This window comes from Vibrio sp. 10N.261.52.C2, assembly GCF_041471425.1.
Taxonomy (GTDB): Bacteria; Pseudomonadota; Gammaproteobacteria; order Enterobacterales; family Vibrionaceae; genus Vibrio; species Vibrio crassostreae_C.
The window spans coordinates 125,947-145,528 of sequence record NZ_JBFROH010000016.1 but is presented as its reverse complement, the minus strand read 5'-3'; the positions used below and the strand labels follow the sequence as shown (position 1 = coordinate 145,528).

18 protein-coding genes and 1 other RNA gene are annotated in these 19,582 nt (G+C 43.2%); 8 read left to right on the top strand and 11 right to left on the bottom strand.

Translation table 11 applies throughout. The features are described from left to right. Nucleotides 1-87: 87 nt before the first annotated feature. Both AB4307_RS06335 and yfcC read right to left on the bottom strand, forming a co-directional pair. On the bottom strand, nucleotides 88-1,095 hold the full coding sequence (locus tag AB4307_RS06335) for a succinylglutamate desuccinylase/aspartoacylase family protein (protein WP_017059743.1): 1,008 nt from the start codon (nucleotides 1,093-1,095) through the stop codon (nucleotides 88-90). 128 nt (nucleotides 1,096-1,223) lie between these two features. After that, nucleotides 1,224-2,702, bottom strand: a complete 1,479-nt coding sequence (gene yfcC, locus AB4307_RS06330; RefSeq protein ID WP_017059744.1) for a putative basic amino acid antiporter YfcC — start codon at nucleotides 2,700-2,702, stop codon at nucleotides 1,224-1,226. A gap of 398 nt (nucleotides 2,703-3,100) precedes the next feature. Between yfcC and AB4307_RS06325 the strand changes: the two genes are divergently transcribed. Next, nucleotides 3,101-3,643, top strand: a complete 543-nt coding sequence (locus tag AB4307_RS06325) for a recombinase family protein (RefSeq protein ID WP_372131445.1) — start codon at nucleotides 3,101-3,103, stop codon at nucleotides 3,641-3,643. Nucleotides 3,644-3,650: 7 nt separating this feature from the next. Here the strand turns inward: AB4307_RS06325 and AB4307_RS06320 are convergent, their stop codons facing one another. Beyond that, a complete protein-coding gene (locus AB4307_RS06320) occupies nucleotides 3,651-4,568 on the bottom strand; it encodes a DUF6236 family protein (RefSeq protein ID WP_372131443.1) in 918 nt (305 codons plus the stop codon). A gap of 537 nt (nucleotides 4,569-5,105) precedes the next feature. On the opposite strand from AB4307_RS06320, the gene AB4307_RS06315 reads away from it, so the two are divergent. Beyond that, nucleotides 5,106-5,927 (top strand): hypothetical protein, encoded by an 822-nt coding sequence (locus AB4307_RS06315; protein WP_372105065.1) that lies wholly within the window; start codon nucleotides 5,106-5,108, stop codon nucleotides 5,925-5,927. 319 nt (nucleotides 5,928-6,246) lie between these two features. On the opposite strand, the gene AB4307_RS06310 is transcribed toward AB4307_RS06315, so the two are convergent. The 5 genes from AB4307_RS06310 to smpB all read right to left on the bottom strand — a co-directional run bounded on the left by AB4307_RS06310 (nucleotide 6,247) and on the right by smpB (nucleotide 9,184). Continuing rightward, on the bottom strand, nucleotides 6,247-6,546 hold the full coding sequence (locus tag AB4307_RS06310) for a hypothetical protein (protein WP_065583807.1): 300 nt from the start codon (nucleotides 6,544-6,546) through the stop codon (nucleotides 6,247-6,249). A gap of 326 nt (nucleotides 6,547-6,872) precedes the next feature. Further along, nucleotides 6,873-7,370: a site-specific integrase gene (locus AB4307_RS06305; RefSeq protein ID WP_372131441.1), complete on the bottom strand. Its 498-nt coding sequence runs from the start codon at nucleotides 7,368-7,370 to the stop codon at nucleotides 6,873-6,875. After that, nucleotides 7,309-8,169 carry a DUF6538 domain-containing protein gene (locus AB4307_RS06300; RefSeq protein ID WP_372131439.1) on the bottom strand — a complete coding sequence of 287 codons (861 nt, stop codon included), beginning with the start codon at nucleotides 8,167-8,169 and terminating at the stop codon, nucleotides 7,309-7,311. Before AB4307_RS06300 ends, AB4307_RS06305 begins: the two co-directional genes overlap by 62 nt. Nucleotides 8,170-8,265: 96 nt before the next feature. Further along, nucleotides 8,266-8,632, bottom strand: a transfer-messenger RNA (tmRNA) gene (gene ssrA / locus AB4307_RS06295). 66 nt (nucleotides 8,633-8,698) lie between these two features. Then, nucleotides 8,699-9,184, bottom strand: a complete 486-nt coding sequence (smpB, locus tag AB4307_RS06290) for an SsrA-binding protein SmpB (RefSeq protein ID WP_004735156.1) — start codon at nucleotides 9,182-9,184, stop codon at nucleotides 8,699-8,701. Nucleotides 9,185-9,303: 119 nt separating this feature from the next. Between smpB and AB4307_RS06285 the strand changes: the two genes are divergently transcribed. Both AB4307_RS06285 and AB4307_RS06280 read left to right on the top strand, forming a co-directional pair. Next, complete coding sequence (locus AB4307_RS06285) at nucleotides 9,304-9,732, top strand: SRPBCC family protein (RefSeq protein ID WP_010438915.1); 429 nt, start codon at nucleotides 9,304-9,306, stop codon at nucleotides 9,730-9,732. Between the two features lie 3 nt (nucleotides 9,733-9,735). Next, complete coding sequence (locus AB4307_RS06280) at nucleotides 9,736-10,044, top strand: RnfH family protein (RefSeq protein ID WP_016796754.1); 309 nt, start codon at nucleotides 9,736-9,738, stop codon at nucleotides 10,042-10,044. 171 nt (nucleotides 10,045-10,215) lie between these two features. Here the strand turns inward: AB4307_RS06280 and bamE are convergent, their stop codons facing one another. The 3 genes from bamE to nadK all read right to left on the bottom strand — a co-directional run bounded on the left by bamE (nucleotide 10,216) and on the right by nadK (nucleotide 13,584). Beyond that, the gene (gene bamE, locus AB4307_RS06275) at nucleotides 10,216-10,575 is read right to left on the bottom strand and encodes an outer membrane protein assembly factor BamE (RefSeq protein WP_010438918.1); all 360 of its coding nucleotides are present in this window, start codon (nucleotides 10,573-10,575) and stop codon (nucleotides 10,216-10,218) included. A gap of 167 nt (nucleotides 10,576-10,742) precedes the next feature. Further along, complete coding sequence (gene recN / locus AB4307_RS06270) at nucleotides 10,743-12,407, bottom strand: DNA repair protein RecN (protein WP_017059862.1); 1,665 nt, start codon at nucleotides 12,405-12,407, stop codon at nucleotides 10,743-10,745. Nucleotides 12,408-12,699: 292 nt separating this feature from the next. Then, the gene (gene nadK / locus AB4307_RS06265) at nucleotides 12,700-13,584 is read right to left on the bottom strand and encodes an NAD(+) kinase (RefSeq protein ID WP_017066747.1); all 885 of its coding nucleotides are present in this window, start codon (nucleotides 13,582-13,584) and stop codon (nucleotides 12,700-12,702) included. 143 nt (nucleotides 13,585-13,727) lie between these two features. Here nadK and grpE point away from each other — a divergent pair, with 143 nt between their 5' ends. The 4 genes from grpE to dnaK all read left to right on the top strand — a co-directional run bounded on the left by grpE (nucleotide 13,728) and on the right by dnaK (nucleotide 19,569). Further along, nucleotides 13,728-14,309 carry a nucleotide exchange factor GrpE gene (gene grpE, locus AB4307_RS06260; protein WP_017069543.1) on the top strand — a complete coding sequence of 194 codons (582 nt, stop codon included), beginning with the start codon at nucleotides 13,728-13,730 and terminating at the stop codon, nucleotides 14,307-14,309. A 388-nt stretch (nucleotides 14,310-14,697) separates the two neighbouring features. Then, nucleotides 14,698-15,972, top strand: a complete 1,275-nt coding sequence (locus AB4307_RS06255) for a dicarboxylate/amino acid:cation symporter (protein ID WP_019823920.1) — start codon at nucleotides 14,698-14,700, stop codon at nucleotides 15,970-15,972. Nucleotides 15,973-16,228: 256 nt separating this feature from the next. Continuing rightward, nucleotides 16,229-17,266 (top strand): polysaccharide lyase family 7 protein, encoded by a 1,038-nt coding sequence (locus AB4307_RS06250; RefSeq protein WP_017059866.1) that lies wholly within the window; start codon nucleotides 16,229-16,231, stop codon nucleotides 17,264-17,266. Nucleotides 17,267-17,655: 389 nt separating this feature from the next. Then, nucleotides 17,656-19,569 (top strand): molecular chaperone DnaK, encoded by a 1,914-nt coding sequence (gene dnaK, locus AB4307_RS06245; protein ID WP_017059868.1) that lies wholly within the window; start codon nucleotides 17,656-17,658, stop codon nucleotides 19,567-19,569. Nucleotides 19,570-19,582 lie beyond the last annotated feature (13 nt).

The window sequence follows — 19,582 nt, the reverse complement described above, 5'->3', positions numbered from 1 at the left end:
GATAGCTCTGCCGAGTTATCCCCTTTTCACAATATGGGTTAACGACTCAAATGCCATCAGTAAAGAGCCATTTGATGAAGTGACGTGTTACTTCAATAGTCTGACTAACAAAGCGCCCGGTTCACGCATCGGATCTTGATTGACACTGAGTACATAGCCATCAGCAGGGGCGTAATAACGTTGTTTCTCAGAACCAAAACTATCATATTGAATTGAAATCAATTGTTTTGATTGTACTGATTCACTGACCTTAACTTGAGGGAGAGCGAAACCACCGACATTGGCTCTAATGGTCACCGTTTCTTTGCCTTCAAAGCAGGCATAGTGAGGCTGATCTATCTTTGTAGAGATGATATTTTCCGAGTGCAGGATATTCATCACGCCATTCACTGAACGCTCAATGAGGTCGGGTTGTAAAACCTTTCCAGAACCAACCTCGACGGTGATAGCGGGCGTACCACTTTTATTGAGCTGCGTTTCTAAAACGCCATCATCACCTGGATCATCAAAAATACAGTCAGGATTGATCAATCGAGCCATTTTGATTGCTGCGGGGATTCGATAATCGGCAAAGACATACAAAGGATACTCTGCTCCGCGAGTTTGGGTATGCAGATCGATAGCAAGATCCGCATTATGGCTGAGTAGGTTCTGCCAAATTGAATGTGTAAAACGTTGTGAGGCATCACCGTTCGGGTTTCCAGGGAATATACGGTTAAGGTTTGCTGGGGATGCATCCGGATCCGATGAAATAAAATCTCGGCTGTGCATCAACATACCTGACACATTAATCATCGGAATAATGATGACTGTGCCGTGTATCTCCTCGTTTACGAGCTTTTGAATGACCTTCTGTGCGGTAATAACTCCATTTAATTCATCACCATGAACGCCTGCCGTTACCATTATTTTGCGAGCATTTTGACTTTGCTCACCGCGATAGACGACCACAGGTAAATGATGATTTTGACCAACACCGTTAGTTTGTGCCTCAAACCAGAAACGATGGCATCCCATCGGTAAGTCATCAACATTGAGTTGAGATATTACAGGGTGTCCATTTAGAACATCATTGGTATAAGTAGTTTTTCTCACACTAGTTTCCTTTGTCTCTGGTTCACAATCTATTCTGAGTCTGTGTTGGATGATTGTTATTGAAAGCTGTGATTAAAAATGGGCAGTAAACTGCCCATTGAGATACACGTAAATATTGAAAGGCGCTGTTATGCAAAACCCAGCAGGTGAGCCGCAACAATAATAACGCTCGACAAGCAGAATAGCAGCACGATAAAGCGCCAGCAGAATTTTGCCCAATCACCCCAGTCAATGCGGCATACACCTAGTGTTGCCATCAAAGAAGCTGATGTTGGGACGATGATATTGGTAAAGCCATCACCTAGCTGGAATGCTAAAACTGCGACTTGACGAGTCACACCTGCTAAATCGGCGAGTGGCGCCATTAATGGCATCGTTAGAGCTGCCTGCCCTGATCCTGACGTTACAAAGAAGTTGAAAATAGCTTGGAAGGCGAACATCAGCCAAGCAGCCATCGCTTCTGGCAATGCACTAATCACACCGCCCGCACTGCTTAAGATTGAATTCAGTACGCTTGGCTCGGTTGCATCGCTGCCGCCGCCTAAAATCAGCAAGATACCTTTAGCACTACCCACAAGAATAGCGGGCGCTAGCATCACACTTGCGCCTTCCTTAAATGAATCGGCCATGTCGTTGATGGTCATATCATTTAATCGGAAAATAACACCGATTAAGCCAGCAACAAATCCCATAGTGAAAAACTGAGAGGCAATTTCAGGAATGTACCATGCGTGAACCACTACACCCCAAATAACCCAGGTCATGCTCGCTATCACGGTGAGAATCACCAACGTATCGCCGATATTCCAACGTGATTGAGTCAAGTCTCCTTGTTGCTTCTTGAAGTAAACATCACCAGCTTTACTGTAAGATTTCGAAGGGTCTTTCTTTACCGAATTCGCATACCACATCGTAAAAGCGATGCCGAGCGCGGTGAAGAAAACCCATAGAGCGATACGCACCGATGCCCCAGATAAGACAGGTACACCAGCAATGCCTTGGGCAACAGCAACAGAAAATGGGTTCATCCAAGAAGCAGCAAAACCAATCTGAGTCGCTACGTACGTCACCATTACCGTAGTAATACCATCATAGCCAATACGTACCATTAGCGGCGCGATAATAATGGCAAAGGCGACGGCTTCTTCACCCATACCAAATACAGCCCCACCGAGCGAGAACAGTGCAAATAATACTGGAATGAAAAGCGATTGACTGCCCTTGGTTTTGTCTATGAGACGCAAGATACCGTTATCAATAGTACCTGTGCGCATCACAATGCCGAAAGCACCGCCAATCACAAGCATAAACATGATAACGCCGATTGCTGAACCCCACTTAGATCCAGACACTAAACCTTCAAATACGAAGTTCATTAAGCCGATATCACCACCGCTGGCGAATAGTCCGACAGTATTGTAAATCGGGTTGCCTTGGGGGTCGGTGTGATAGGCAAATGAAGCTGGATCTAGAACGGTACGAGTTTTCTCTGCACCATCAGAAACATAGCTGATGTCTTGTGTTTCAAACATGCCTGCAGGTATGACATATGTCATTGCAGTCGCAAGCAACGCGATAAAGAAAATTAGCACCAGAGTATCTGGCATTTTCCATGTCTTATTTTGGATGGTATCCGATGTTGTGGTTGTCGTGCTCATTGTCAGTTTTTAGCTATAATTAAGATTGGCATAAAATATCACTAATTAAGCATATAATGTCAATTTTAAGTTGGTTTTTGGCTTGTTTGGTGGTGTTATGTTCTTGTTTTTGCGTGGCATGATGGTTTTTATTTTTAACTTGTTATTGCCTGGTTTTATTTAGAGGTAAAAAGTCCTAGCTCAGGTGCTTTTTAAGCAGTGCGGTAAGTTTCATAGAGCGACTCTGGATATATAAAAAACTATACCTTATGAGACTGTATCTAAGGTTGTCTCAAAAGCATTGAATTAGAGTTTTGATACATGCAATCCTGTAAGTGTTAAGAGGTTTTGAGACACTAGGAGTAAGCATGGCGAACGTAGGTTACATTCGAGTTAGTACAGCAGAGCAGTCCACCAGCAGACAGTTAGCAGATGTGAAACTGGATAAGGTGTTCGAGGAAAAGGTATCAGCTAAGACAGTAGACAGACCGCAGTTACAGGCATGCTTGGATTATGTCAGGGATGGAGATGTACTACATGTTCACAGTCTAGACCGTATCTGTCGTAGCGGTGCAGGTGATGCTGTTGGGCTGGTGGAGCAGATGAATAAGAAAGGTGTCTCGGTTCAATTCCATAAAGAGGGTATGAGATTCGATGGTGCTATGAGTGCAGCACAGAAAGGCGTACTGGGAATACTGGCTGCCGTTGCTCAAATGGAACGTGAGCTAATCAAAGAGCGTCAAGCGGAAGGCATAGCAGCAGCCAAGGCAGCAGGTAAACACATCGGCAGACCGAAAGCGCAAGTCACTAGGGATGATGTCCAGAAGCTATTAGATAACGGTGTACCAAAAGCTAAAGCAGCCAAAGAGCTAGGTATAAGTAGGGCTACGCTGTACAGGCTCTTTGACTAGAGTAATGCTATCGGAAGTTGCTGCGTAAGCTCTTTAGGTACGTCAGGTCGTTCTTGGTAGTGCCCTTTGATTGAGGAATCATCTTTGTACCAGCAATCACAGCAGCACTAGCTAAACCAGCTACTAATGGGGGTACCCCAAAAGAGGCTGCCGCTACAGTACCGCCTACAGCTAAACCTGTGCCAACGATGCCATCAAGACCTGACAGGACAGACCGTAAGGAATCAGGGAAGACTCTTATCCTAGATTCACGCATTGTTCTATCCACGTCTCTGACAGCTTGCTCTAGCCTGTTTAGCTGGCTGTTACGCGCGCTCGGTATGTCAGCAGCACCAATAATCTGTTGATACATTTCATCTAGATAACACCTAAACGCTACTAGTTCATCGTGGTGCTGAAGTTTGAATTCTAGTATGTCTTCCAGAGGTGTGTTGGCACTAGGTACTGGAAGCATGTTGTACAGTTCTATCTCGATAGCTGGCTTGTCTTCTGGGTCGAATGACAGGAGGGATGTAGAAACTTGAGCCTTTGACCATTGCCCCGGCTCTTTACCTGATTGCAAAAGGTAGACATCCTCATGCGCCTGTAGGATTTGGTCACCACAAGACCTGTTTAAAGTCATGTTGGTACAATCGTTAATGCGAGCTGACATTGCATTGCCAAGATAGAGTTGCCTGACGTTGGAAAGGTCAACAGCTCGGAATGATTGAGGGCTGCCATAAGGAGTGCGAATCAGGTGACCAGAAGACTCTAGGGTTCTGAATTGTTGGCAATCAAATTCGATGAATGAACTTTTAGGAATGTCTATTTTATCCCAATACGTGAGGTACTTGCGCAGCTCGAAGTCATCTACCGCCGACTTAAAGAGAACTTGCCCCGTGGGTAAGTACGAGAACTGGGGTGATAATACAACGCCTCTTTCCATTGGCAAGCACCTATTAATCAGATAGTTAGATAACCATGATAATGCAAGGTGTTGAATAGGAGAAGGGGAGAGTTTAGACTTTATGAGGTGTGGCACTTTAGTGTGGCACTCATACAAAAACAGCGCTATCCCAAAAGGCGCTAACCTATTGAAATAACGCTGTTTCCAAACGTTTGGTGGAGCTGGCGGGAGTCGCCTTCAACTGCCTTAAAAAACAGTGACTTCAATAGCTTAGGGCGCTTGTGATTTTTGAGAATAACCCTTTAGTACCTCATCTTAGTACCATATGAAGCAAGTATCAAGAAGGAAGCCTATTTTCTTAAATAAGGATGTCAGTTCAGCTTTGCTTGTGAGTTGCGGCGTGTTTTCAATTTTGTTAGTTGATCTACCTCAAGCTAATTTATTCTTTAGAAACAAATATTTGCAAATTTATTTTTGTGTCACTGTGTAACTATAAATTAATATACACCCAATGTTTAATTCTAATAGTTGGTATCAAATTATTAGGTGTCCGCAACATACATTGAAAGGTAAAAAATGAAAAAGTACATCCTCTTATTATTAAGCTGTATAGTCATTTCTGGCTGCGACGACGATGATAAGGAAAAAACACTTTCAGAATCAGAAATCTCAGCACTTGTTGAGTGCACTAACCTAGCAGAAGGCTATCCTTGTACTAGAAACGTATATGGCTCTTGGGGTTATCTTATTTCAGATGATTATAGAGAATTTTGCAGCTCCAAGTTTTGTTTTGCTGATGGCAGTGCATCACCAGAATACCCTGCTCTAACTAGGTTTAGAGATACTGGTGAGCTTATACCTGTTTATTATTTAGACGCAAAAGACCCTCGCTTTGAGTACGCCTTAAACAAAGCTGAAGAGATCATTGGGTATCAAATATTTGATAGAAAAGGAATTGTCTCACTTGAAATAGAAAGAGATGATCCATTTTTTGAGATCGACTACTCAGATATGCCTACAGATTGGGGATTCATTTGGAGCCAAGGAACAGTATTAGGAAGCTGTAGTGCGGGGACAGTTTCAAACGCGCCATACAGTAACAGCCTTGCTTCTTATGCTGTAGGCAACGATTATGGTATAGATAAAACCAAGTGGAATGGGGGGTATGCATGGATAAGTATTGATAGTGAATCCCCTGCTGATCCGGGTTGTACGACAATCGCGAGTAATGACGTGAGTTTACATGAGCTTGCGCATGCTCTGGGAATGGGTAATCACTTTGACGGGTTCGGAAACGGCCCTGCGTTTGATAAAAATGCAGAGCGAGTTTTACGCACTATGTACAGTAAGCAAAATCCCGCTGGCCAACCATTTGATTCGTTGAATATTGAACCATAGTTATAAACAACTATTTTGTTTAAGTAACAACGCTAATTAGGGAAGGCTATTGTCGACCGAAAGGTCACAGCAGCCTCCTTTCTAAAGCCACTCACACTTTGTCATCTTAGCTTGGGATGTGTTTTCTTAGCTGATACCTGTATGTTCTTATCTAACAGCTCAAAAATAGCCTCTGAATTAAGCATGTTGGAGAGTTCTTCCTCTACAGTGAGTTGATAGTCATAGATTAGCTGCGCTCTAGTCGGTTCCTCTAACTTACACTCAGTTAACTGGATTCAGCTCCCTGTTTGGGAGTTGAACCGAAGTTTGAACTTTACATTTACACCTTCTTTTTCTTCTGTCGAGCAACACGCTCAGCCATTGCCACTTGAAATTTTTTGGTTTTCTCGACTCTTGCTATAAGAGTGCGTTTATAAGCTTTAATTTTCCCTGCATCTTGTTCTTTTCCTTCAAGGAAGTTTTTTATCATAGAGTCAGTCCAGTTGTGGCACTGCTTTAATCCAGTTTTTGAAATCCATGTTTTGTGCCAGATTTGGCTAAGGTGTTCACGCTGTTGGCGACCATAGTCACGTCGTTCTGATTCCGAGTAGCGGTGCCACTTTCCGTTGTAATAAGGCATAAGTTCTATTTTATTATTTGTTTTATTTTACTTAATTGCTCTTGCCCGATTACTTCGTTTGAGGCTGAGGCTGAAGTTGCTATAGACATTATTTATCCTTTTTTACTTAATTAATGCGTCTTCAATTAATGTAAGTAAAAGGGGGGATGGCTGTAAATGCCGCACTTATTCACTGTAAGTTGTTGTTTTTCATTGGGAAAACATAAATCAAGAAATATTCCCTTTACTGATTTTGTTAACTATCTGTTTTGTAAGGATTTTGTGGTGAAATTTGGGCGTGAAATCACGCCCAAAACTAAGGCTTTTTTACGATTTACCCGATTTTCTTAGGTTGGTGGCGTTATATTGAGCAATTTTACAATTGCTTCTATCTCAATCAGGTTAATTACCTCTTGAAGCTGACTAACATCTAGCTCTTTTCCGTAATGATCGTAGGTAATGTTGTTTAAGGTGTGGCCTAAGATTGCACCAGCGGCAATATGTGAAACCTGCTTTCGTTTGAACTGCGTAGCAACGGTATGCCTAAAAGAATGGAAATCATGGCCTCTACTAAAGCCGAGCTTGGTTTTAAATCGGCCATACCACTTAGAGGCGGCGCCACCAAAACCATCTCGTGAGTCCTTCAGCTCAGGAAAAACACGTTCGTGTTTAACTGAATGCAGGTAATCAATGAAGCCTAGTTCTATTAATTGTCGGTGAATTGGAATCACACGACGGCTCGTTAAGTTTTTGAGTTTCTGCCCTTCGTACTTGTCATCGATTTCAATAACCCATATCCCATCGCCATTGGCGAACGTCCGATTTGTAAAGCTGGCAGAGTTCATTCAGTCTGGCACCCGTTAGACTTGCAAGAAGTGGTAGCCAATAGTAGTAGGGGTGTTTGAACTGTCGCTTAGTATGAATCTCGGAACTAAAGATTTTTTGTAAGTCTGTTTTCGTATATGCGTTTTTGGCTTCACTGTCTTTGCGCTGTTTTCGAAAGCGGATTGCTTTGAATGGGTTGATATCGGTGAGTTCGTTTAAGAGACACCACTCGAAGAAGCCTGACATTTTTTGGCAGTAATCTTTTACGGACTCTTCGCTCAGTGTCGGCATATCAAGGCTCTTATTGAGTTCAATCGCTCCCTTTGCCGTTAGCCCCTTAAATTGGGCGTGCTTTCTCATATTGACGGGATACATTCGTAAGAGGCGCACTGCATCCTCGGCATTACCTCTCCGTATATCGGTAAGGCTTGCCTTTCCTATTAACCCTAGAGCGGTTTGGCACTTAGCTTTCAGCATTCCGACGGCCTTTGGCGATATATGTTGGGCTTTGTAGAGACAAAAGCGTTCCAGTATCTTTTCAGGAGACAGCGTTTTAGTTTGTTTGGCTTTCGTTGCGGTGTGTGTTTTATCTTGGTTGAGAGGTTTTACTTGAGGTGATGTTGCGTTGGTAGTTGGCGCTAAAATGGTACGACGAACCTGTATCTCTAGCTCTAACGCCAAAAGAATAGCTTTGTCTTTGTTGGATGTTTTCAGCGAGCGCTTGATCTCATGGAATCCATTAAACCGATGTCGATGCTCAGAGGGGATCTGATATCGGAACTGCCAAATACCGGATTTCGAGATAGATAAATAGTGCATGCTTTAGTACCAAAACGTAGTACAAACAGCCTAATATCGAAGTTTTAGATACAAAAAGGGCGGTAAATCAGTGACTTACCGCCCTTTCCAAACGTTTGGTGGAGCTGGCGGGAGTTGAACCCGCGTCCAAAAATCATTCATCATTGGTACTACATGCTTAGTCGATCTTTAATTTCACCAGCAACCTGCGAACCGACACGCTAGTTAAAGGCTAACCTGAATTATAATTCGCGCTTTTCCTCTCAGGTGGGAGAAGCCACGCTAGCTAGTTTGGGTTTGATCTCTTATTGGTCCCCGTCTTACGAGCGGAAGCTAGGGTAAGAGAGCTCTGAGCAGGTTATTAAGCTGCTAGTGCGTAGTTTTCGTCGTTTGCGACTATTTTTTTGCGGCTTTTAACGTGGCCAACCGCCCCACGGCATGCACCTCAGACTTCAAAATTCCTGTCGAATCCTAAATCAGCCCCAAGTGTTATTTGCATAGTACCAGAAAAGCTTACCCTGTCTAGCACTGTGCGTTTAAGTGCTTAAAATTAACGCAAATTACTCTTCATAATTCGTGCTTTATCTCTCGCCCAATCTTTTTCTTTCATATCAGTACGTTTATCGTGCAGCTTTTTACCTTTCGCTACGCCAACTTTAATCTTCGCCCAAGAGCGAGACCAGTAAAGTGCGGTTGCGACAAGCGTCATGCCTTCACGGTTAATACGACCGATAAGGTTGTCGAGTTCTTTTCTCGACATTAATAGTTTACGGATACGTGTTGGGTTCGCCACGATATGAGTACTCGCTTGAGTTAGCGGAGTAATCGTCATACCACTGATGAATGCTTCGCCATCTCGGATGTATACGTAGCTTTCTGCGATATTGGTTTTGCCTTCACGTAGGGATTTTACTTCCCAGCCTTGTAGCTCAAGCCCCGCTTCTATCTCATCATCGATGAAATATTCGTGGCGAGCTTTCTTATTAAGCGCAATGGTATTACTACCGGCTTTTGATTTTGATTTATTCTTTGCCATAATGGCCTCATTATACGGAATGCGCCCTAGATGGGGAATCCTTTTTATTTGCGCTCTGGCCCAATACAATTAAAATTGCAGTTTGTGTTAATGTAACGCTGTCTTTAACAGGAGTCTATATGCCAAAGGTTACTCGTTCAGCATTAGTGTCTTTTAGTGCCGACCAGATGTTCAGCTTGGTCAATGATGTTGCTCGTTATCCTGAGTTTTTGCCAGGATGTTCTGGTTCTCGTGTGATCGAATCTTCAGATTCCGCGATGGTGGCTTCGGTTGATGTCTCTAAAGCTGGTATCAGTAAAACATTCACTACGTCGAATCGAATGGCGGATGGTGCTGAAATTTTAATGGAGCTGGTAGATGGCCCGTTTAAGAAGCTGGAGGGGGGCTGGTATTTCACTCCTCTAGACGACCAAGCATGTAAGGTTGAACTTAAACTAGAGTTTGAATTTTCTAGTCGAATGATTGAAATGGCATTTGGCAAGATTTTCAATGAACTGACAAGCAATATGGTCAGTGCTTTTACTCAACGAGCGAAACAGGTTTACTAAGCCATGACTATTGAATCAGATATGATCCACGTAGAAGTTGTGTTTGCGCTTCCACATGAGCAGCGTGTATTTACCTTAGTGGTAAATAAGAACGCGACCGTTGAAGAGATTATTGCGCAGTCTGGTGTTTTAGAGTTGTATCCAGAAATCGACTTGGCGAAAAATAAAGTTGGCGTATACAGCCGCAACGTTAAGTTAGATGCAACCGTTCGAGATAAAGATCGTATCGAAATTTATCGAGCACTGTTAGCCGATCCAAAAGAAATTCGCCGTAAGCGTGCTGAACAAGCGAAAGCGGCGGCTAAATCGTAATACCAAACAAATTTGAATGATAAAGAAGCTCGCATTAGCGAGCTTTTTTTCATCTGTTTGTTAGACAATACAGTCTACAGTCTCATTTGTTAGCAGATATTAAAAAGCCTGCTCATATGAGCAGGCTTTTGCGATTCTTGCTTTTGACTGGAAAGCTTTGTTAGTTGAAAGCTAGCGAAGGCTTTCGAAGAATTCATCACTGGCTTCAAAATCACCATTGATCGTCACTAAGGTGCCCGTTGCATCAAAGTTAACAACAAGATTTTTTTGAATCGAGTCTTCATGGCCTTTTGTGTGGTGGTAAATGTAGTACCACGTATCTGGGTAGCCATTTTCGATAAGCATAGGTGAGCCCATAACGTAACGAACTTGTGTTTTTGTCATGCCAAACTTGAGCTGATCGACAGCTTCCTGTTCAACATAGTTACCCTGATTGATGTCAATTCGATAAACCAACTTCTCTAGTAGAGAGCAACCGGTCAACATTGTTAGTGCAAGTGGAACTGCAACTAACCACTTTTTAATTCGCATAGTTTGAGATCTTTCTTCGCTAAAATACTGCCTGATAATAAACAAGCTCCAGCAAGAAGTAAAAAGCTCCTTGCGCTTTGAGCTTGTTATGACTGGCAATTTTGAATTAAGTTGCAAAATTGCCAAGAATTTTCGGTAAATTATCAGAAAGTTGCTGAATATGTAACCTATGCTGCGATTAATAACTCTTTTGCATTGGCAAGCGTCGATTCGGTAATCTGGCTGCCACCAAGCAGTCGAGCAAGCTCTGAAACGCGTTGTTGCTCATCAAGCGTGTGCATTTGAGTCTCGGTTTTACCTGATTTCGTGTTCTTCGCTACAAAAAGTTGTTGGTGACCGCAACCGGCAACTTGAGGTAAGTGAGTCACGCACATAACTTGTGTCGATTCGCCCAGCTTACGTAGCATTTTTCCGACAACCGCAGCGGTTGGTCCACTGATACCCACATCGACTTCATCGAAAATCAGGCTTGGTGTATCCACTTTTTGCGCTGTGATCACCTGAATCGCCAGTGAGATTCGTGATAACTCACCACCAGAGGCCACTTTCGCAATCGGCTGCATTGGTTGGCCTGGGTTGGTCGAAACAATGAAGGTCACGTTATCCATACCCAATGGAGAAGGGTGTGTGTTGGTGTTGTTCACTTCAATGGCAAACTGCGCTTTTTCCATGCTCAGTTCGTGCATGCTTTGCGTGATCAGCTTGTTGAGCTCTTTTGCGTAACGAGTTCGAGATTTATGAAGCTTTTCTGATTTAGCAACGAACGATTGGTATTGGTTTTCCACCTCGTTGGCTAATTCTTCTAATTTTTCATCAGAGCAATCAAGCGCTTCAACTTGTTGTAGTAAGTCTTGATGGTGCTTATACAGCTCTTCAGGTAACACGTGGTGTTTACGAGACATCGACATCACTTTAGAGAAACGCTCCTCAACGTAAGCCATACGACCGGGATCAACATCAATGCTGTCTAGGTATGTTCTTAACTCGTTGTTGGTTTCTTCAATCTGAATAATGGCTTCGGAAAGCAAGTTTGGTAACTCGGCTAATCTTTCATCTAGCTCAGCTAGCTGAATTAAGGAGTTATTGGCCGATTGCAGAATACCAAGCGCATTAACTTCTTCGCCTTCATAAATAAGCTCGATAGCTTGCTGACAGGTTGTGGCCAGTTCTCCGCTATTGGAGAGGCGCTTATGCTCTTGTTCGAGGTCTTCATATTCTTCCTCCCCAATAGACAGCTCATTTAACTCTTTGATTTGGTATTCAAGAAGTTGTTTTTGAGCTTGGTTTTGCTGGCTATTTTCACGTAACTCTTTTAAGTGGTTATCTGCTTGTCGCCACGCTTGATAAGCATTACGTGTCGATTTCAATAGGTTCAAGTGACCTGCGTATTGATCAAGCATGGCCATTTGGTAATCGCTTTTCATTAACTGGTGATGCGCGTGTTGACCATGGATGTTGATCAGCAGTTGTCCAAGTGATTTCAATTGCGAAAGAGGGACAGGGCTACCGTTGATGAATGCACGAGAACGACCTTCTTTTGAGATGGTTCTGCGCAGGATGCACTCACTGCCATCAAGCAATTCGTTGTCTTCTAACCAGCGGGTAGCATGCAGATTGTTCTCAAGTAAAAAAGCGGCACTGACTTCGGTTTTTTCTTCACCTTGTCGAACCATTCCTGCATCGGATCTTCCTCCAAGGCACAGGCCTAAAGCATCGATAGCGATAGATTTACCCGCACCAGTTTCCCCGGTGATTGTTGTCATGCCTTTAGAGAGTTCTAGCTGTAAAGACTTAACAATAGCGAAATTATTAACACTTAAATGAGCCAGCATTTTTATTTACCTGTATAACTGAACAATACTGTATATAAGTTCAGTATATACTGTTTCTTTATACAGTAAAGTCGACAGGTGAAAATTTTTTGCGACCGTTATCAGAATTGAGGTTGTTCGTAGATCACTGAAACCGCTATAGATTCCCAACTCAGTCGTTCCTCCCTCTTGGGAGTGGAGGTATAAGGAACTGCAGAGAAGCTAGAGCCGACGGGCTTTTACTGGCAATAAAAAGGCTGACGAATGTCGTCAGCCTTTCAAATTTTCGGTTACCACTGGAGCGTTTATTCTTTTAGAACAGCTTACTCGACCAACCTAGTTTGTTACGTAGAACATGGTAGTAGTTGTAGTCTTTAGGATGGATCAACTTAAGTACATTCGGGCTTTGGTAAATGTGGATCTCATCACCAGGAGAAACAGGCAGTGAGATTTGACCATCACAGCTCACTTCCTGAGTTCCACGGTTATCAGGCGATACGATAAGCTTAATACGACGCTTGCCATCCACCACTAATGGGCGGCTTGAAAGGGTGTGCGGGAACATTGGCACGAGTGAGATAGCATTTAGGCTTGATGACAGGATAGGGCCGCCGCCGGAAAGCGAGTAGGCGGTAGAACCTGTCGGTGTTGAGACGATTAAGCCATCAGAGCGCTGTGAGAAGGCGAAGCTGTCATCGATATACACTTCGAACTCGATCATGTGAGCAACTTGGCCGGGGTGCAGTACAGCCTCATTAAGGGCTGCATTGTGGCTTTTTATCTGGCCGTGACGATGAATTTCAGTTTCAAGTAAGAAGCGCTCTTCTTCCATGAACTCGCCTTTGAGAACATCAGTCAACGCGCTCTGGAAGTTTTCAGGGTTGAGATCGGTTAGGAAACCAAGATTACCTCGGTTAACACCAATCACTGAAATGTCGAAACGTGACAAGATTCTAGCGGCACCGAGCATGTTTCCGTCACCACCGACCACAATGGCGAGATCGGCGCGTTTACCTAATTCAATCAGGCTAGAAAAATGTTCTTTTGGGATGTCGTCTAAAATAGTGGCGAGTCTGTCATCAACAAACACTTGATAACCCTCAGCACTTAACCACTGATAGAGCTCTCTATGAGTCTGAATTGCTTGCTGATCTCGAGGTTTACCGATAATGGCGATGACTTCAAATGGCTTTTTCATAACGTTTCCAAACGAATTAGGCTTGAATCAAAATTCTTCATCCCCATAATAAAGGCAAGTTGAACGTCTATGCGAGTGTTTTATATCAATTTGGGGTGCAAACACGCCTGTCACTTGCATTGAAAACGAATTCTGGAGATATCATGAGCAACGAAGAAAACAAAGTAACCGAAGCAGAGCTAGATCAGATCATCGCTGAAGCTGAGAAAGTTGAAGAAGCAGAACTGAATGAAGACGCTGCTGATGAGCAGGAAGCAAAAATCGCTCAACTGGAAGCTGCACTGCTTTCTAGTGAATCTAAAGTGAAAGAGCAGCAAGATTCTGTTCTTCGCGCGAAAGCTGAAGTTGAAAACATGCGTCGCCGTAGCGAACAAGAAATTGATAAAGCGCGTAAATTCGCTTTGAACAAGTTTGCTGAAGGTCTGCTTCCTGTAATCGACAACCTAGAGCGTGCAATGCAAGCAGCAGACGCTGAAAACGAAGTGGTTAAGCCACTGTATGAAGGTGTTGAGCTAACGCACAAAACGTTCGTAGACACAGTTGCTAAGTTTGGTCTTAAAGAGATCAACCCTGAAGGTGAAGCGTTCAACCCTGAATTCCACCAAGCGATGTCTATTCAAGAAAGCCCAGATCACGAATCGAACACGGTTATGTTTGTGATGCAAAAAGGCTACGAACTAAACGGTCGTGTGGTTCGCCCAGCGATGGTTATGGTTGCTAAGTAATGACGAATTACGTTGCCAAGTGATTGACTGGTGCATTGACTGAGTTAGTCGCAGCGACAAAATAAATCACTGGTTTGCGTAAAATAAAAAGAGAGGTATAGGCCTCTCTTTTTTTGTGCCTATAACTTGAGAGTCCACGTAAATAAGCATCAAAACCGCATTAAGAATGTCGTTCTTTTTATTTCATTCAGATCAGCGATTTAGAGTTTTGTGTTATGAAACTTGTTGTGATTGAGTAAATGTTTTGATGTCACATTTGTGATGTTTTTGTAAATAAATACTTTTAATTGTTATCTTTGTATGTAAAATCCACTGCCATATAGCGATTTTGGTCGCATATATAACTATAAAAGTACAAATTTCAAACACAACAAACTGGAGAAGAACGATGGATAAATCGCTCTCAAGTAAAATTTTTGTAGGCTTGTTCGCCGGTCTACTTATTGGTACTGCTATTCAGTACCTATTCAGCGGTATTGCTATTTTTGATACGTATCTACTTGGCGCTGCCGAAGGTGCTGGTGGTATGTTCGTATCACTTATCAAATTGCTTGTAGTTCCTCTTGTTTACGTATCTATTGTTTGCGGTATTGTTGAGCTAAAAGATATTCGTTCATTTGGTCGTCTTGGTGGTAAAACCTTTGGTCTTTACATTATTAACACCATCATCGCGATTTCAGCAGCGCTAACGATTGGTCTTATTTTCCAACCAGGTGCAGGTGCGAACCTTGCGGGTACGGTTTCTGAGACAATTGCGCTTACAACAACTGAAACACCAGACATCTTCTCTCTTGTTGTTAACATCGTTCCTAGCAACCCTGTAGAAGCGTTCGCAAGCGGCGACATGCTACAAATCATCTTCATGGCAATTTTGACAGGTCTTGCTATTCAAGCGCTTGATTCTCGTGGTGGTCCAGCTATCAAGACATTCAAGATGGCTAACGAAATCATGATGAAGCTTATCGGCCTAGTAATGAGCTTGGCGCCTTACGGTGTATTTGCTCTGATGATTCAACTGGGCGCAACACTGGATGCAGACACGCTAATGTCAGTTGCTGGCTATGTGGCGCTTGTGGTTGCAATGCTTGTGTTCTGGATTTTCTTCTTCTATCCAATGATGGTTGGTTCATTCACTGGTATTTCTCCAAAGCAGTTCCTACGTGCAACTCGTGAGCAAGTTCTATTCTCACTATCTACAGCAAGTTCGAACGCAACAATCCCAGTAACAATGCGTACTCTTACTGACAAACTAAACGTATCTAAGTCAGTAGCAGGTTTCGGTGTACCACTGGGTGCAACAATGAACATGTCTGGTGTATCTATCTACATTGCACTCGCAACTATGTTCGTAGCAAACGCGTTTGGTCAGCCAATCAATACTGCTGATATCTTCACTCTTGGTCTAACTATCCTGCTACTGTCTATCGGTGCTGGTGGTGTTCCTGGTGGCGGTGTTGTGATGGTAGGTGTTCTATTGCATCAACTAGGTTTACCACCAGAAGGTCTAGCGATTGTTGCTGCTGTTGACCGTATCTGTGACATGTTCTGTACTTCTTCAAACGTAGTGGGTGACACAGCGGTGAACACTATCGTTGCTAAATCTGAAAACGAAATTGGCGTTGAAGCTAACGAAGAAGCTGAGCTGCAAAAAGCAGAAGCTTAATTCTTAATTAAGATTCGATAATTAGAAGCCCCGCTCAATGAGAGCGGGGCTTTTTTGTTTCTGATGATAAGTGCTTTGGGCTATCTGATAACTTAGCTAAAAAGATCTTTGATTGGTGTTAAGTCTCATTTTTTCTTTTTACTCGTGCCGAATTGGCCATCAGTTTTCAATCTTTAATATAGATCACATATAATAATACAATATTATTTTATTGTTCTGACAACCTACATTATGACGACATAAAGGAAACCCAATAATGAAGCTGTCTTACCTTAGCCTACTGACTGCCAGCCTTTTAGCCGCTCCCGCTCTTGCTTCTAATCACGATATTGGTCAACAGTTCAATCTTGACCCTGCAAAAGCACCAGCACAAAACTTCGATTTATCTAAATGGAAAATTAACTTACCGGAGCTGACGACTGAAGGGTCTAGAAAAGGTAAAACGCTGGAGATTGGTAAAAAGGAACTGTCGAATGTAGACACGCCTTACGTTCACCCTAAATGGTTCTACACGGATGCTGAATCTGGTGCGATGGTGTTTGTGGCTCCGAATACAGCTCCAACGACGCCAAACAGTAAAAACACGCGTAGTGAGCTAAGAGCGATGCTAGCGGATAGCTACTCTGCGCCGAGCAACAACTTCGCGATTTCAAGCCATAAGAACGCGGAAGAGTTTGGCTCTATCGGTGGCCAGATGACGGCAACACTTTCTGTTGATCAGGTGAGCACCAGCGGTAATTATAAGAAAACCGGTGCATTCTCTGTGGTTATTGGTCAAATCCATGGGTCGGATAATGAGCCACTGAAAATTGTTTACCGCAAGTTGCCAGAACATGAGCATGGTTCGTTAACGTGGAACTATGAGTTAAACCCGCCGACAGAGATGAAAAACGCGAAGGATGAAAACGGAAAGAAACTTCGTAAAGACATTCGCCATGATGTATTTGGTCAATACAATCTGAAAAAAGGCAGCTCGGACCCTGCTGATGGCATCAAGCTAGGTGAAGTGTTCTCATACGATGTGAATATCAAAGATAACATCATGCACTTAACCTTTACTAAGAATCCAAACTCAGCCGATCCTATTGTGAAGACGTATGATGTTGATTTGGCCAAGGGTAAGTATCAGGGGCATGATATCGACCTTGGTTATGGACAGGACTGGATGTACTTCAAGGCGGGCGCATACAATCAATGCAACACTAAGAAGTCGAGCTCAGCCTGTGAATGGCGTGGTATGGAAGCGGGTGATTACACTCAAGCGAGCTTCTACCAGTTAGTGCTCAACCAATAATATGGCTGAATCAGTCACCATTTGAACAATATTTAACTGATTAATATCTATTTGAAAAAGACCTTCCACATGAAGGTCTTTTTTTATGGCATCTGGAATAGGGTTGAGGTTTCAATGTGGCGACAAATGCGAGAGTTTCTCAACATTGGAGCCTTAATTGGCAAGGGATCGGTCACTTTTTACCTTTATGTAAAAAGATACGGGAAAAAATAGATTTTTTTTACTTATTCCCTTGAAAACCAGTTTGCAGCCCTTATCTATGGTGCATACGAAAGCAAATTACATTTGCACTTAAATTTTGTGTATTAGGGTTGAATCCCTGATTACCGCCCCCCACATATGTGGGTATAGCAAAAAACTAATATAGATTATATTTCGGAGATAGCCTGATGGGTCGAATCATTGGTATTGATTTAGGTACTACTAACTCTTGTGTTGCTGTTTTAGACGGCGACAAACCACGCGTACTAGAAAATGCTGAAGGCGAACGCACAACAGCATCGGTAATCGCATACACTGACGGCGAGACGCTAGTTGGTCAACCTGCGAAACGTCAAGCAGTTACTAACCCTCAAAACACGCTATACGCAATTAAGCGTCTAATCGGTCGTCGTTTTGAAGATGAAGAAGTTCAACGCGATATCGAAATCATGCCTTTCAACATTGTTAAGGCTGACAACGGTGATGCATGGGTTGAAGCGCAAGGCCAAAAAATGGCTGCTCCTCAAGTATCTGCTGAAGTTCTTAAGAAAATGAAGAAAACAGCTGAAGACTTCCTAGGCGAAGAAGTAACTGGCGCAGTAGTAACTGTTCCTGCTTACTTCAACGATGCTCAACGTCAAGCAACGAAAGATGCTGGCCGTATCGCTGGTCTAGATGTTAAACGTATCATCAACGAACCAACTGCTGCTGCTCTAGCTTACGGCCTAGACAAGCAAGGTGGTGATCGCACTATCGCTGTATACGACCTTGGTGGTGGTACATTCGATATCTCTATCATCGAAATCGATGAAGTAGAAGGCGAGAAGACTTTCGAAGTTCTTTCAACTAACGGTGACACTCACCTTGGTGGTGAAGATTTCGATAACCGCATGATCAACTACCTAGTAGATGAGTTCAAGAAAGAGCAAGGTATCGACCTTAAAGCTGATCCACTAGCAATGCAGCGTGTTAAAGAAGCAGCAGAAAAAGCGAAAATCGAGCTTTCTTCTACTACTCAAACTGACGTAAACCTACCTTACGTTACTGCTGATGCGACTGGTCCTAAGCACATGAACATCAAAGTGACTCGTGCGAAGCTTGAGTCTCTAGTTGAAGACCTAGTTCAACGTTCTCTTGAGCCACTAAAAGTTGCTCTAGCGGATGCTGACCTATCTGTAGGCGAAATCACTGACGTTATCCTAGTTGGTGGTCAAACTCGTATGCCTATGGTTCAAGCTAAAGTAACTGAATTCTTCGGTAAAGAGCCACGTAAAGACGTGAACCCTGACGAAGCTGTTGCAATGGGTGCTGCTGTTCAAGGTGGTGTACTAGCTGGTGACGTTAAAGACGTTCTACTACTAGACGTTACTCCTCTATCTTTCGGTATCGAAACGATGGGCGGCGTGATGACTAAGCTTATCGAGAAAAACACAACTATCCCTACTAAAGCGGATCAAGTGTTCTCTACAGCTGAAGACAACCAAAACGCAGTAACTATCCACGTTCTTCAAGGTGAGCGTAAGCAAGCGACTTACAACAAGTCTCTTGGTCAGTTCAACCTAGAAGGTATCCAACCAGCACCACGTGGCATGCCACAAATCGAAGTAACATTCGACCTAGATGCTGATGGTATCCTGAACGTATCTGCTAAAGATAAAGCAACAGGTAAAGAGCAGAAGATCACTATCCAAGCATCAGGCGGCCTGTCTGAGGAAGAGATCGAAGCAATGGTACAAGAAGCAGAAGCTAACAAAGAAGCGGACAAAAAGTTCGAAGAGCTAGTAACTGCACGTAACCAAGCTGACCAAATGATTCACGGCACTAAGAAGCAAGTAGAAGAAGCTGGTGAAGCTTTACCTGCAGACGAGAAAGCTAAAATCGAAGCGGCTATCACTGCACTAGAAGAAGTTAAGTCTGGTAACGATAAAGAAGCTATCGACGCTAAAGTTCAAGAACTTATGCAAGCAGCTCAAAAGCTAATGGAAATTGCTCAACAGAAAGCTCAAGCTGAACAAGCTGGTGCTGACGCTGGTGAACAACCTAAGCAAGACGACGATGTTGTAGACGCTGAGTTTGAAGAAGTTAAAGAAGACAAAAAATAATTTCGTCGCAGAG

Excerpts from the sequence above, each read along its gene's own strand:
- yfcC (WP_017059744.1), bottom strand. The coding sequence starts at position 2,702 with ATGCCAGATACTCTGGTGCTAATTTTCTTTATCGCGTTGCTTGCGACT.
- AB4307_RS06325 (WP_372131445.1), top strand. The coding sequence starts at position 3,101 with ATGGCGAACGTAGGTTACATTCGAGTTAGTACAGCAGAGCAGTCCACC.
- AB4307_RS06320 (WP_372131443.1), bottom strand. The coding sequence starts at position 4,568 with ATGGAAAGAGGCGTTGTATTATCACCCCAGTTCTCGTACTTACCCACG.
- AB4307_RS06315 (WP_372105065.1), top strand. The coding sequence starts at position 5,106 with ATGAAAAAGTACATCCTCTTATTATTAAGCTGTATAGTCATTTCTGGC.
- AB4307_RS06310 (WP_065583807.1), bottom strand. The coding sequence starts at position 6,546 with ATGCCTTATTACAACGGAAAGTGGCACCGCTACTCGGAATCAGAACGA.
- AB4307_RS06305 (WP_372131441.1), bottom strand. The coding sequence starts at position 7,370 with ATGAACTCTGCCAGCTTTACAAATCGGACGTTCGCCAATGGCGATGGG.
- AB4307_RS06300 (WP_372131439.1), bottom strand. The coding sequence starts at position 8,169 with ATGCACTATTTATCTATCTCGAAATCCGGTATTTGGCAGTTCCGATAT.
- smpB (WP_004735156.1), bottom strand. The coding sequence starts at position 9,184 with ATGGCAAAGAATAAATCAAAATCAAAAGCCGGTAGTAATACCATTGCG.
- AB4307_RS06285 (WP_010438915.1), top strand. The coding sequence starts at position 9,304 with ATGCCAAAGGTTACTCGTTCAGCATTAGTGTCTTTTAGTGCCGACCAG.
- AB4307_RS06280 (WP_016796754.1), top strand. The coding sequence starts at position 9,736 with ATGACTATTGAATCAGATATGATCCACGTAGAAGTTGTGTTTGCGCTT.
- bamE (WP_010438918.1), bottom strand. The coding sequence starts at position 10,575 with ATGCGAATTAAAAAGTGGTTAGTTGCAGTTCCACTTGCACTAACAATG.
- recN (WP_017059862.1), bottom strand. The coding sequence starts at position 12,407 with ATGCTGGCTCATTTAAGTGTTAATAATTTCGCTATTGTTAAGTCTTTA.
- nadK (WP_017066747.1), bottom strand. The coding sequence starts at position 13,584 with ATGAAAAAGCCATTTGAAGTCATCGCCATTATCGGTAAACCTCGAGAT.
- grpE (WP_017069543.1), top strand. The coding sequence starts at position 13,728 with ATGAGCAACGAAGAAAACAAAGTAACCGAAGCAGAGCTAGATCAGATC.
- AB4307_RS06255 (WP_019823920.1), top strand. The coding sequence starts at position 14,698 with ATGGATAAATCGCTCTCAAGTAAAATTTTTGTAGGCTTGTTCGCCGGT.
- AB4307_RS06250 (WP_017059866.1), top strand. The coding sequence starts at position 16,229 with ATGAAGCTGTCTTACCTTAGCCTACTGACTGCCAGCCTTTTAGCCGCT.
- dnaK (WP_017059868.1), top strand. The coding sequence starts at position 17,656 with ATGGGTCGAATCATTGGTATTGATTTAGGTACTACTAACTCTTGTGTT.